Source organism: Amycolatopsis vastitatis, assembly GCF_002234595.1.
GTDB classification, from domain to species: Bacteria; Actinomycetota; Actinomycetes; order Mycobacteriales; family Pseudonocardiaceae; genus Amycolatopsis; species Amycolatopsis vastitatis.
Map to the genome: position 1 here is coordinate 49472 of NZ_NMUL01000066.1, position 13351 is coordinate 62822.

The window sequence follows — 13351 nt, forward strand, 5'->3', positions numbered from 1 at the left end:
CGGGGCGGCGCGGCGCGGTCCTGCGCTCAGGCGGGCGTTTTCACCGGCGGCCCGGCGTGCCGGCGAGCCCGGTGCGCGGCCATCCGCACCGGCGCGTTGACCACGCCGAACCCGCGGTCGTCGTAGTAGTTGCCCGGGATCTCCAGCAGCGGTGCTTCCATGGCGCGCATCGCCCGCGCCGCCGCGACGGCGTCCGTGCAGGCGAACGCGACGTGCTGCGGTTCGGGTACCGCCGGCGCCCATTCGCCGCGCCGCACCAGGGCGCTGTCCAAGGTCAGCCGTACCGTCCCGGCCGTGAGGCCGCGGCTGCGCACCAGCCCCGAACGGGGCGGCGAACTCCGTCACCGGCGACGGCATCCACCCGAACACCGCGCGGTAGAACAACGCGGCCTCGTCGAAGTGGTCGAAGGGCTGCGTGAGCGCGACGTGATCGATTCCGAAGACGCCCGCCCCGGCCGCCGTCTCGCCGGTCGGGACGAAGTCGTCGCGCCAGTCGTCGGTACCGCACAGGAACACCTCGGTCCCGTCCGGTGCGGCGACGGACGCGAGGTCGGCCTCCCGGGGCCCGCGGACCCGCGGCAGGACCGGCGCGAGCAGGGCTTCGGCCCGGCGAGCCGACCGGGCCGGGTCGGTGCTCGCCAGCGCGACCGCGCCGATCGCGCCGTGCGCCGGACGCGCCGTGCGCCGGACGCGCCGTGCGCCGGACCGCCTTCGTTGACGACCACGCGGGCGTCGCCCTGCTCCCACAGCTCGACCGGCTTGGTGCGGGCTGGCGGGTGCCCTTCTGGGGCAGCGCGCTCGTCGTGGTCGTCGGCTTCGTGATCCGCCGCAAGCTCGACGAGACGCCGGTGTTCGAACGCACCGAAGTCGCGAAGCTGCCGGTCGCGGTGCTGTTCCGGCAGCACTGGGTCGACGTCCTGCGCGTGGTCGTCGCGGCGACGATCTGGCGGGTTTCGCGCCCAGTGTCGTCGCGGCGATCGGCTCGGCGAAGGACGATTGGCTGGGTGTCGCGATCTTCACCGCGGCGGTGTGCGTGGTGCGGCGATCGCCGCCGCGACGGCCCGGGGAGACGCATCAGGTGCCGACAGCGCTCCTCGGGAGCCGGCCCGCACCGTCCACCGTGGTCACATCTACTGTGGACGGCCAGCCAGCGCGACGCTGACCGCCGTCACCGCGATGCCCAGCGCGAACAGGACCACACCCGGCCACAAGCCGACGGCCCCGACGTGCCGGAGCACCCGCCACGCCCCCAGCCCGAAACCGGCCACGATGAGCAGCGGGCCGAGGACCAGACCCGCCAGCCGGGCCGGTCCCCGGCCCGGCGCCGTTTCCGCGAAGACCGGCGGTTCGCCGTCCGCCGGGAGCGCGTCCGTGTAGACGGCGCTGATCGACCCGAAGGTCACGCGGTCACCGGTGCGCAGCAGCCGGGCTTGCCGCGGTGCCAGCGGCTCGCCGTTGACCAGCGTGCCGGCGCGCGAACCCGCGTCGGACACCCACGTGCCGCGCGCGTCCCGCCGGAGCCAGGCGTGCCGGGGGCTCACCCGGTCCGAATACAGCCTCAGGTCCGCCTCCGGCCCGCGGCCGACCAGCCACGAACCCCGCCGCACCGCCAACCTCGCCACGGCGCCGTCGAGTGTCTCGATCGTCGCCGAGTCCCGTCGCCCCATCGTCCCTCCCGCCCAGTCCCGACTCCCTGCAGAGCCGGGACTGGGCCGGAAGATGCGTGGCGAACGGGTGAACCGGTCAGGGCTTGGGTGCCGGTGCCGTCGCCTTCACCCGCTCCAGCAGCAGCTGGGCGACGTCGCGGACGTCGACGTTCTCCGCCTTCTGCTCGCTCTGGCGCTGGACCAGGCCGTCGGTGAGCATCACGCGGCAGAAGGGGCAGCCGGTCACGATCGTCTCGGCGTCCGTGGCGATCGCCTCGTCCACCCGCTCGAGGTTGATCCGCTTGCCGATCTGCTCCTCCATCCACATCCGCGCGCCGCCCGCGCCGCAGCAGAGGGCCCGGTCGGCGTGGCGGGGCATCTCCGCCAGCTCGGCGCCCGTCGAGCCGACCAGCTCTCGCGGCGGTGTGTAGACCTTGTTGTGCCGCCCGAGGTAGCAGGGGTCGTGGTAGGTGACGCGGGGGCCGTCCTCCACCGGCTTGACCGGCGTCAGCTGCCCGCCGCGGACCAGCCGGTTGAGCAGCTGCGTGTGGTGGACGACCTCGTAGTGCCCGTCCAGGTCCGGGTACTCGCGGCCGAGGGTGTTGAGGCAGTGCGGGCAGGTGGTGACGATCTTGCGCAGCCTGGGCTCGCGGCCCTCGAACACGGCGTTGAGCGTCTCGGCCGTCTGCTGCGCCATCATCTGGAAGAGGAACTCGTTGCCCGCGCGGCGCGCCGGGTCACCGGTGCAGGACTCCTCGTTGCCCAGCACCACGTACTTCACGCCGGCGATGTGCAGCAGCTCGGCCGTGGCGCGGACGGTCTTGCGGGCCTGGTCGTCGAAGGCGCCCGCGCAGCCGACCCAGTAGACGTACTCGACGTCCTCGGCCAGCTCGCCGTCGAACACCGGGACGTCGAAGCCGAGGTCCTTCGTCCAGGCGAGCCGCTCGGAGTTGTTCTGGCCCCACGGGTTGCCCTTGGTTTCCAGGTTCTTGAACAGCCCGCCCAGCTCGGTCGGGAACGCCGACTCGATCATCACCTGGTAGCGGCGCATGTCGACGATGTGGTCGACGTGCTCGATGTCCACCGGGCACTGTTCGACGCACGCGCCGCAGGTCGTGCACGACCACAGCACGTCCGGGTCGATGACGCCGCCGTCGGCCTCCGGGCCGACCAGCGGGCGCGCCTCCTCGTGCTCGGTGCCCGCGAGGATGTAGGGCGCCTCCTCGAACAGGTTGTCGCGCAGGTTCATGATGACGAGCTTGGGCGACAACGGCTTCCCGGTGTTCCACGCCGGGCACTGCGACTGGCAGCGGCCGCATTCGGTGCACGTGGCGAAGTCCAGCATGCCCTTCCACGTGAAGTCGCCGATCTTGCCGCGGCCGAAGGTGTCGTCCTCGCCCGGGTCCTCGAAGTCGATCGGCTTGCCCGCCGACTCCATCGGCAGCAGCGGGCCGAGCGCGTCCGGCAGCCGCTTCGCCGAGACGTTGATCGGCGCGACGAAGATGTGCAGGTGCTTGGAGTAGAGCACGATCGACAGGAACACCAGCATCACGCCGATGTGCAGCAGGAGGCCGACCGTCTCCAGCACCTCGGTCGTCGAGTGCCCCAGCGGTTCGAGGAGGTTCCCGACGCCGAGCGAGACGTACGCGCCGGAGTCGTACGGGAAGTTGCCGGACGCCGAAGAGGCGCCGCGGAAGAAGAACATCGTCCAGACGACGTTGAAGATCATGATCAGGATCAGCCACGCGCCGCCGGTGTGCGAACCGTAGAACCGCGACGCGCGGTCCTTGCGTTCGGGGGCGTTCCGGATCCGGATGATCGCGAACACGCCGAGCGAGACGGCCACGGCGACGGCGATGAAGTCCTGCAGGAAACCGAGCACCGCCCAGTGGCCGATCCACGGGATCGCGAACTGCTCGTCGAAGAGCGCCCCGTACGCCTCGAGGTACACCGAAGCGAGGATCACGAAGCCCCAGAACGTGAAGAAGTGCGCCAGGCCGGGCACCGACCACTTCAGCAGCTTGCGCTGGCCGAACACCTCGCGCACCTGCGCGAAGACCCGGGCACCCAGGTCGTCGGACCGCTTGGTGTCGGGCTGGCCCGCCTTGATCAGCCGGTACAGGAAGGCCACGCGCTTGCCGGCGACGGCGAGGCCGACGACGGTCATGAGCAGGCCGAGGATGAGACGAACGAGCACGAGTCCTCCGGTCGTACTTTGAAGGAACGGCTCAGTGCGAGCCGGTGTAGTACCGGCACGCCTTGCACGCGTACCGCATCTTCGCGACCCGCCAGTGTTTCCGGTACAGATCGAGGTCGGGCGACCGGCGGACGCCGAGGCGCTGGTAGCGCCCGGGCCGCCGCCGGCCGGTTTCGTACTGCTCGGTCGCGCGGCCGAGGTGGGCGCGCCGCAGCACGCACCCCCGCGTCCGGCAGCGGCCGAGCGCGCCGCGGCAGAAGCGGTGCAGCAGCACGAGGTCGCCGGTCACTTCTTCGACCACGCCGTACCCGGGGTGGTCTCCCGGCCCGGCGAGCAGCACCGGCAGGCCGCAGTACGCGCACTTCAGCGTGCACGGGAGACAGCCGGCGATGTGCCTGAGCCGCAGTTCGCGCCGGTCTTCGGAGCCGGGTCCTCCGACGCGCGACACCATGGGGCCTCCTGGAGCGACTGTGATCGGCACCACTGCCTGCTACTGGAGGGTAATGAGGAGATCACTTCACGCGACAGGTCCGAACGGCCCACTTTCCTTGCGCCATTCGGCGTAATTCATCAGGATTCGGCGGCGGGCAAACCGGCGGGGAGATCCGGGAACGCCGGACCCGACAACCGGTCCGCGCCCCGCTCCCGCCACCACGCGGCCTGCTCGCGCGTCTCGACCCCGGTCACGCCGACCTCCGCCCCGGCCGCGTGCGCCGCGTCGATCAACGCCGACAGCGTTCCGGTCACCAGCGGGTGCTCCCGGCGCGCCACGAGGTCCGCCGTCAGCCGGACCGCGCGCACCGGCAGCTCCGTGAGGCAGGTGACGTCGCCGAAGCCGTGGATCTCGGCCGGCACGCCGATTTCCGCCAGCACCTTGACGTTGTCGGCCGCGTCGCCGGCCGCGAGCAGGCCGGCCGCGGGGAAGCCGAGGCGCAGCCGCGAGGGCGCCAAGCCGGTGTCGCCGAGCACCCGGCGGATCTCGCCCACCAGCTCGGGGTCGGCGGCCTGCTGCGCGGTGAGCTCGACGACGAGGGGCACGCCGGGCCCGGAGGCCGCCAGCCGCTCGGCCGCCGTCCGCAGCAGCCACGTGCCGAGCGGCAGCGCCAGCCCGGTCTCCGCGGCCAGCCGGACGCACGTCTCGTGCGGCAGCACGCCTTCGGACGGGTGGTTCCAGCGCAGCCGCGCCTCGAGGCTTTCGACCGAGCCGGCGCCCGCGGACACCAGCGCGCGGTAGCCGACCACGATCTCGCCGTTCTCCCAGGCGCCCGCCACCGACGCGGCCAGGCCGAAGTCGTGCCGGTCGCGCCGGTCCAGCTGCCGGTCGAACAGGCCCCATTGGTTCCCCGTCCGCTGCACGCGGCGCAGGGTGAGGTCCGACGCGCGAAGCAGCTCCGCGGGCGTGATGTCCCGTGGCGGCCGGTGGACGACGCCGATGGCGGCCGACACCGCGACCCCGCGCTGCCCGTCGACGTACTCCGGCTCCGCGAGTTCGTGGGTGATCCGGCGGACGAGCGGCACCACGCCGGGCGTCTCCGCCGTGTTCTGCACCAGCACCCCGAACTCGTCGCCGCCGAGGCGTGCCACGAGGGCCGTTTCCCCGTCGAACACCGCCTTCAGCTTCGCCGCGACCCCCCGCAGCACCCGGTCGCCGAGGTCTTGGCCGAGGCCGCCGTTGATCTGCGAGAAGCCGTCGAGGTCGAGGTGGAACAGCGTCACGCCGTGGACCGGGTCGGCGTCGCGGAGCAGGGTTTCGAGGCGGGTGCTGAAGAACTGCCGGTTGGGCAGGCCCGTCAGCACGTCGTGCAGGGCCTGGTGGCTCAGCCGCCGCTGCAGCAGCGACACCTCGGTGTCGTCGTCGACGATGGTGATCAGCTGCCGGGCCACGCCGAGGGAGTCGCGGATCACCGACGCGGCGAACGTGGCCCACATCGGCTCGCCGTCCTTGCCGACCAGGCGGCGGCCGGTGCGCAGCCGGTGCAGCCGGCCGGCGACGAGGTCCCGGTAGCCCTCCCGCAGCTGCTCGACGTCCTCGGGATGGACGAGGTCGAACAGGGTCATCGCGGCGATCTCGGCCGGCGTGCGGTTGAGCGTCTTGGCGAACGCCGCGTTGGCCCGCAGCACGCGGCCGTCGAGCTCGGTGAGCGCGACGCCGCTCGCGGAGCCGGCGAACACCTCCTCGAACTGCGCGCGGGTGATGACCTGCTTCTGCCGCGTCTCCTGTTCGACCTTGAGCAGCGCGCGGCTGAGGCCCTCCTGCCGCTTCTGGATGTCCTCGCGCAGCATCTCGCCGTAGCCGGAGCTGAGCGCGCCGAGCACCAGCACGAGCCGCTCGGCGAGCCCGTCGACCCGGCGCAGCTCCGGCTCGTGCAGGAGCGCCTTGCCGAGGACCTCCAGGCTGCGGCGCAGGCTTTCCGCGCCGACGCACCGCAGCTCGACGAGCCGCCCGCCCGCCGCCGCGGCGCCGGCGAGGTCCGGCGGGTCGCTCGCCACCGCTTCGAACAGCCGTCCGGCCAGCGCCGTCAGCTCGCGTTCGATCTCTTCGGGGGTGTGCGGGAGGTAGGCGGTGGTGCTGATCAGGTAACCCCATTTGCGCGCGAGCGTGCCGAGCCGCCGCGCCGCGCGTTCGGCGGACGGCTTGTTCCGCGGTTCGTCGCCGCGGGGACGGGGAACAGTCACCTCAGGTTGTCCAAGGCTCTCGAGCACCCTCCGGTCGGGGGAACCGATATATCCTGCCGCGAAATGGTGCGGGGACCCACGGTTTCAGTTACGTCCGATCGAGTGATAACCCTGCGGAGCGATCCCCAGGCGATCCTGCAGCCACGACCGGGTGGCGTCCCGGTATTCCCCGGCGTTTTCGTGCAACGCCACGGAATGCCCGGCACCCGGAAGGACGAACATCGAAAGCTTCGACGGATCGGCGTAGTACGGCGCTTCCTGCGCGCGCAGCACGGAGGAATCCGAACAGTCGCGCAGCGCCGGCACGCCGCAGAAAAGGGCGTCCTTTTCCCCGACCACCTGGAAAACCGGTGCGGTGATTCCCCCCGTCGCCGGCAGCACGATGCCGAACAGCGCGACCGTGCCCATCCCGGGCACCGAAACCTGGTCCTTGGTCGCTTCGTCGGCCGCGATCACGGCCGGGTCGGCGTCCCCGGTCGCGTAGAAGAGCCCGGCCCGCGCTCCCGGTTTCGTCGTGAAGTACAACGGGTCGCTGCCGAGGCGGGCGAGCTGCTCGTCGGCGAACGCGGGCTGCAGGCCCAGCGCCGCGCCCAGCGCCAGCACCGGCAGCGCGGGCAGGTGCGTGATGCCGGTGAGGACCACGCCGTCGACGTCGTGGTAGGTCGACGCCTCCACCGCGACGACGCCGGACCCGACCGAGTGCCCCACGATGACCACGTTCTCGAACGGCACTCCGCCCACGCGCCCGGCACGCAGGTGCCCGACCACCTCGTGCATCGACTCGGCCGCGGCCCAGACCGACAGCGGCAGGCTCAGCGGCTTGCTGCTGCGCCCGGCGCCGAGCTGGTCCGCGGCGAAGGTCGCGTAGCCGTGCGCGGCCATGTCGCGCTGGTAGGAGTAGCGCTCCGGTTCGTACGGCAGGTCCCAGTAGGCGCTGTTGTACGTCCCGCCGTGCACGAGCAGCTGGACGCTGGCCGGTGCGTCCCCGGCGGGCAGGCACAGGCGGCCGTGCACCGTCGCGGGCGCGCCCGGCACCAGCGGCGGCAGGCCGGGGCCGGCGACCGGCAGATCCGTGTCGGTGCACGAGATCGCGGCGGCCTCGGCGGGCACCGCCGAGGTCAGCGAGGCGAGCAGCACACCACAGGCGGACAACGCCGACAACGCCGATACCAGTTTGAGCGGCGGTCTCAAACCGCACTCCCTTTCCGACACAGCCGAGCTGAAGGACCCGGGAACACTACACCCGGTAGCGAAACGGGCACCGTCAGGTCCGCGGAACGACCGTCATCGGCAGCCGGTTCGGCTGCATCGTGGCCTTGATCTGCGCGTAGACCTTCTTGCCCGGCACCGGGACCAGGCGCCACCGCGCGCCGATGGTCGCCGCCACGACGGCGATCTCCGTCGGCGCGAACACGTGCCCCGGGCACAGCCGCGCCCCGGCGCCGAAGGGGATGTACGCGCCCTTCGGCAGTTCGGCGGCGCGGCCGGGTGCCCAGCGGTCCGGGTCGAACCGGTCCGGATCGGGGAACCAGCGCGGATCGCGGTGCAGGGTGTGCTGGCTGACGGCGACCTCGCTGCCCGCCGGGATCCGGACGCCGCCGAGTTCGACGTCCTCGCGGGCGCGGCGCATGAGGATCAGCGGCGGGGTGCGGCGGACGATTTCGTCGACGATCTGCCGCGTGTAACCGAGATCGGGCAGATCTTCGAAGCGTGCGGCCCGGCCGTCGAGTATTTCGTCGACTTCGGCGTGGAACCGGCGTTCGACGTCCGGGTGCCGCCCGAGTTCGTGGAAGAACCAGGCCAGCGCGACGGCGGTGGTCTCGGCGCCGGTCGTCAGGATCGTGATGACCTCGTCGTGCACCTGGCGGTCGGACATGCCTTCCCCGGTGTCCTCGTCGCGGGCCAGCAGCAGCGTTGACAGCAGGTCGCCGTGGTCGGTGCCCTGTTCGCGGGCGGCGACGACGGTTTCGCCGATCACCTCGCGCAGGCGCGCGGCCGCGGCGTCGAACCTCCGGTTCGGCGGGATCGGCAGCCGCTCCACGAACTTCGGCGAAAACGCCCGCACGAGCACGTACTTGAGCATGACCGGGATCGAGCGCCGGATCTCTTCGAGCGCCTCGTCGCCGAGCGCGGTGGAGAACAGCGTCTGCCCGGCGATGGTCAGCACGAGGTCCTGCATGCACTGGTCGAACTGGACGACTTCGCCCGGCCGCCACGATTCCGCCAGCTCCCCGGCCAGCTTCGTCATGGTGTTTTCGGCGTAGCCCGCGATCCGCGTGCGGCCGAAGGCGGGCATCACCAGCCGGCGCTGGCGGCGGTTGAGATCGCCGTTCGAGGTGGCCAGGCCGTCGCCGAAGAGGGGCCGCATCTTGTCGAAGACCAGGCCCTTGTCGAACTTGCCGGCGTCGGTGGCCAGCACCTGCCAGGCCAGTTCCGGGGTGGTGACCACGTGCACCGGCAGCGGCCCGAGGTGGAGTTTGACGACTTCTCCGTGCGCCGGAAGGGAAGTGAAGAGCTTCAGCGGGTCGCGCAGTAGGGACACGGTGTGGCCGAGCACGGGCAAGCGGCCGGGAACGGGACGCGGGTTCGGCATGGCCTCGCCTCCTCGTGACCGGGCCACCCTAGCCGGGGCGCCGGTCCCCCGAGCGCGAGTCCACACGAACGGATGAGGGCGCTAAACTCCGCGCTCCGGAGTGCGCGAGGGTGGGAGGTCCCGTGACGGGGGAAGCGAGCTGGGTACCGCCGGAGATCGACACCGAGGTGCCGAACCCGGCGCGGGTGTACGACTTCTGGCTCGACGGCGACCACAACTTCGCCGCCGACCGGGCGCTCGGGGAGCAGATCCTCGAGATCATGCCGGGCATCCGCGACGCGGCCCGGCTCAACCGCGCCTTCCTGCGCCGCGCCGCGCGGTACATGGTCGACGCCGGGGTCCGGCAGTTCCTCGACATCGGCTCCGGCATCCCGACCGTCGGGAACCTGCACGAGATCGTCCAGCAGGCCGACCCGGCGTGCCGGGTGGTGTACGTCGACCGCGAGCCGGTCGCCGTCGCCCACAGCGAGCTGCTGCTGCAGGGCAACGAAAACTGCGCGGTGCTGCAGGCCGACCTGCGCGACGTCAACGACATCTTCGACGCCGAGCCGGCGCGCCGGCTGCTCGATCCCGGCCAGCCGACGGGCGTGTTCATGTTGCTGCTGCTGCACTTCGTGCCCGACTCGTGGGACCCGGCCGGCATCCTCGCCCGCTACCGCGACCGGCTCGCGCCGGGCAGCTTCCTGGCTCTGACGCACGTCGCGGCGGACTCCGGGTCGGCGGGCCTCGACGAGGCGATCGAGGTCTACACGAGCCGGCAGAACCAGCAGAACCGGCCGTTCCCGCGCACGCACGACCAGGTGCTCCGGTTCTTCCAGGGCTTCGACCTGGTCGAACCGGGCCTGGTCGGCTGCGCGATGTGGCGCCCGGAGGGAGTCGGCGACATGTCCGAAGACCCGTCGGTCAACTCCCTCCCCTACGCGGGCGTCGGCCGCAAACCCTGAGCTGCCCGGGTCGTGAGTGAGAAACAGTGTTCTAACACTGTTTCTCACTCACGACCGGCTGCGGCAGACTGGTCACCGCAGCGAGAACGTCGCCAGGTTCACCGGGCCGTCGAACGTCAGGTACACGTCGTGGCGGCCGGCGGCCTTCGCCAGTGCGGCGGTCACCGTCGTGTACGCGTACCGGTCACCCGTGCTCGAGACCGAAGCCGTGCCGAGCACGCGACCGGTCGGCGAGTCCAGGCGGACCGTGACGTGCGATGACGCCGGCGCGGACACCGAAGCCGTGAGCTTCGCCGGACTGCTCAGCGCGACGTCCTTGAACGCCAGCCAGCTGCCCGCCGTGGCCGCGACGGAGGTACCCGCCGTCTTGGCCGTGTCCGTCAGCGTCGTCCCCTGGTACGCGTCGAAGTTCTCGGCCGGGGTCGGGCGGCTCAGGTCGCGAGCCGGGATCCGCTCCCCCGCGACGTACACCGGCTGCGAGCCGGCCACGTCGGTGGCGTTGCGGCCGACCGAGAAGTCGTAGACGCCGCTCTCCACGACGGACTTCCCGCGCGTGACGTCCCAGAAGGCCAGGTCCGCCACGGGCACGTCGAAGCACACCGTGCGCGTCTCCTTCGGTGCCAAGGTCACCTTGGAGAAGTCACGCAGCTGCTTCACCGGTTGCTGGGCGCGGGACTGCCGAGCGCTCGAGTAGAGCTGGACGACGTCGGACCCGGTGCGGGCGCCGGTGTTCGTCACGTCGACGCTGACCCGCACCTTGCCGTTCGCCTGCGAAGTGCGCACGTTGGCGTAGCGGAAGCTCGTGTAGCTGAGCCCGTAGCCGAAGGGGAACAACGGCTTCCCGCGGTAGTACTGGTAGGTCATCCCGGTCTTCGCGATGTCGTAGTCCAGGATGCTCGGCAGGCCGGCGTCGGAGGCGTACCAGGTCTGGGTGAGCCGCCCGCCCGGGTCGGTGTCGCCGAAGAGCACGTCGGCGACCGCGTGCCCGGTCTCCTGCCCGGCGTGGCTGGTCCACACGATGCCGGGCACGGACAGCGTGTCCCAGCCGGTCGTCGGGTAGCTGTTCTCCACCACGACGACGGTGTGCGGGTTCGCCTTCTGCACGGCCTCGATCAGCGCGCGCTGCGCCGGGGCGAGCTCGGTGCTCGTCCGGTCGTTGGCCTCGCGGCCGTTGATGAACGGCATGCTGCCGACCACGACGACGGCGGTGTCGGCGTCCTTGGCGGCGGCGACCGCGCTGCCGACCCCGCTGGTCAGCACGTCACGGCCGAACTTGGTCGCGTGCGCGGCGTCCGGCGAGGAGATCGTCAGGACCCCGTCGGCGCCGACGACGGCGAACTTGTTCGGGCCGAACCACGATTCGTTCACTTCGTTGCCCGCGTACTCGAGCACGTAGCTGCCGTCGGGCTGCGCGTCGAGCTTCAGCTGCTGCTGCACGAACCAGCCGGCCGGCTGGTCGACGTCGTTCACCAGCGCGCCGCCGGAATAGCTCAGGAATTTGCCGTTCGCCGCCGCGCGCAGGGTGTTCTTGCCCGCGCCCCAGTCGTAGACGTCGAAGGACTCGGCGGTGCCCGCGGTCGTCCCGCCGGCGGTCACCTTGCCCGTGGTCGCCGGCGCGGTCAGGTACCGGCCGGTCGAGAGGTCCTTCAGCGCGATCCGGTCGACGCCTTCCGACGACGCGACCGTGCCCGCCGAGCCGAGCCGCTCCTTGATGCCCTGCACCGGCGTGACCTTGGTCTGCATCGCGCCGCTGTACCAGTCTTCGTACAGGGTGTTCGAGAGCGGGCCGACGACCGCGATCTTCTTGTTCTTCGCGGCGTCCAGCGGCAGCGCGTTCCCGTTGTTGCGCAGCAGCACGACCTGTTCGTCGGCGGCCTTGCGCGCCAGGGCCTGGTGTTCCGGCGAGTTGATGACCGCCGGGGTGATCTTCGCGTAGGGGTTGCTGCCCGGCGGGTCGAACTCGCCGAGCCGGAACCGCAGCGACAGCAGGTGCCGGTCGGCGTTCTCGACGTCGGCCATCGTCAGCAGGCCCTTGCTCAGGGCCTCCTTGACCGCGGCGACGGTGATCGAGCCGTCGGTGTCGTTGTCGGTGAAGCTGTCGAGCCCCGCCTTGATCGCCGCCGCGTCGCCTTCGGCCTTGGTGGCGTAGTACTTCTCCGAGTTGACCAGGTTGGACGGCGCGCCGGCGTCGCTGACGACGGCGATGTCCTGCGGCGCCCACTGCCGCAGCTTGCCGTCGAGGTCCGGGCTCACGTGGTTGGGTCGCCCGTTGACCAGGTTGTACGACGGCATGACGGCGTTGGCCGCGCCGTTCTGCAGCGGGATCTTGAACGCCTGCTCGTCGTAGTCGTGCAGGATCTTCGGCGGCACCGAGGAGTTGCTGGTGTCGCGGTTGACCTCGTTGTTGTAGGCGAGGTAGTGCTTGAGGGTCGGGGCGGCCTGCAGGTAACGCGGGTCGTCGCCCTGCATGCCGTGGCCGTAGGCGGTCGCGAGCTCCCCGGTGAGGTGGGGGTCCTCGGAGTAGCCCTCTTCGTTGCGGCCCCACCGCGGGTCGCGCAGCAGGTTCACCACCGGCGCCCACAGGTTGAGGCCCCACAGCGTCGGGTTCTCCGCGTTGAAGCCGCGCGCCTCCTGCCCGACGGCCGCGCCGACCTTCTTGACCAGTGCCGGGTCCCAGGTGCTGGCGAGGCCGATGGCCTGCGGGAACACGGTGCCGTCGGCTTTGACGACGGCACCCTTGTTGTCGTAGTCGGTCGACCAGGCGACGCCGTGCAGCGCCTCGGTGCCGGTCTTGAACACGCCGATGCCGAGCCGCGGGATGGCCGGTTCGTACTGGTGCAGCAGGGAGATCTTCTCGTCCGCCGTCAGGCGGGACAGCAGGTCGTCGATCCGCGTCGCCAGCGGCAGCGACGGGTCGCGGAAGGGGGGTGGGGGCGCCGCGAGCGCCGGCGAAGGTGCCAGCAGCAGGGTCGCGGCCACCGCCGGGACGAGAACACGGCGGAAGAGGGAGTGGCGCACGGACAGCCTCCGGAATCGTCGAATCGTTTCGACGACGCGGCGCAAACATTCGCGTCGAAGGGGTGGGGATCGTGACGACTATTACAGCCGGGTGAGCGTCCGGTCAAGAGTTCCTGGGAACGCTCCCAGACGCCATGGTCGAATCGCGGCAATCCGGCGCTGAGCTGCCAAAACAGCGTTCAACAGGGACTTTCGACAAATTCGACGAACCCGCCCGTTGTCGAAATCGAATCGAATGCGGGCGAACGGGGAATGATGCTTGTGTTTCCGGCGTGTG

General features: G+C 71.2%; 9 protein-coding genes. 1 reads left to right on the plus strand and 8 read right to left on the minus strand.

Translation table 11 applies throughout. The annotated features are described in order from the left end of the window. Nucleotides 1-26: 26 nt before the first annotated feature. From CF165_RS54150 to CF165_RS44345, 7 genes are all read right to left on the minus strand, one after another. Complete coding sequence (locus CF165_RS54150) at nt 27-314, minus strand: hypothetical protein (protein WP_439098548.1); 288 nt, start codon at nt 312-314, stop codon at nt 27-29. Nucleotides 315-1130: 816 nt separating this feature from the next. Continuing rightward, nucleotides 1131-1667, minus strand: coding sequence for an FHA domain-containing protein (locus CF165_RS44320; RefSeq protein ID WP_093953597.1), 537 nt, complete (start codon nt 1665-1667; stop codon nt 1131-1133). A 76-nt stretch (nt 1668-1743) separates the two neighbouring features. Next, complete coding sequence (locus CF165_RS44325; protein ID WP_093953598.1) at nt 1744-3843, minus strand: (Fe-S)-binding protein; 2100 nt, start codon at nt 3841-3843, stop codon at nt 1744-1746. Between the two features lie 31 nt (nt 3844-3874). Then, entirely contained in the window at nt 3875-4294 is a 420-nt protein-coding gene (locus tag CF165_RS44330) for a hypothetical protein (RefSeq protein WP_093953599.1), read from the minus strand. Nucleotides 4295-4413: 119 nt separating this feature from the next. After that, nucleotides 4414-6519, minus strand: coding sequence for a putative bifunctional diguanylate cyclase/phosphodiesterase (locus tag CF165_RS44335; RefSeq protein WP_093953600.1), 2106 nt, complete (start codon nt 6517-6519; stop codon nt 4414-4416). Between the two features lie 84 nt (nt 6520-6603). Then, nucleotides 6604-7710: an alpha/beta hydrolase gene (locus CF165_RS44340; protein ID WP_093953601.1), complete on the minus strand. Its 1107-nt coding sequence runs from the start codon at nt 7708-7710 to the stop codon at nt 6604-6606. 73 nt (nt 7711-7783) lie between these two features. After that, on the minus strand, nt 7784-9112 hold the full coding sequence (locus tag CF165_RS44345; RefSeq protein ID WP_093953602.1) for a cytochrome P450: 1329 nt from the start codon (nt 9110-9112) through the stop codon (nt 7784-7786). 122 nt (nt 9113-9234) lie between these two features. On the opposite strand from CF165_RS44345, the gene CF165_RS44350 reads away from it, so the two are divergent. Next, nucleotides 9235-10056, plus strand: coding sequence for an SAM-dependent methyltransferase (locus CF165_RS44350; protein ID WP_093953603.1), 822 nt, complete (start codon nt 9235-9237; stop codon nt 10054-10056). 72 nt (nt 10057-10128) lie between these two features. Here CF165_RS44350 and CF165_RS44355 read toward each other — a convergent pair whose 3' ends face one another. Further along, nucleotides 10129-13074, minus strand: coding sequence for a glycoside hydrolase family 3 protein (locus tag CF165_RS44355; RefSeq protein WP_093953604.1), 2946 nt, complete (start codon nt 13072-13074; stop codon nt 10129-10131). Between the last annotated feature and the right edge of the window lie 277 nt (nt 13075-13351).

Bases quoted from the DNA above. Each gene is read 5' to 3' on its own strand.
- CF165_RS44320 (WP_093953597.1), bottom strand. From the start codon at position 1,667: ATGGGGCGACGGGACTCGGCGACGATCGAGACACTCGACGGCGCCGTG.
- CF165_RS44345 (WP_093953602.1), bottom strand. From the start codon at position 9,112: ATGCCGAACCCGCGTCCCGTTCCCGGCCGCTTGCCCGTGCTCGGCCAC.
- CF165_RS44330 (WP_093953599.1), bottom strand. From the start codon at position 4,294: ATGGTGTCGCGCGTCGGAGGACCCGGCTCCGAAGACCGGCGCGAACTG.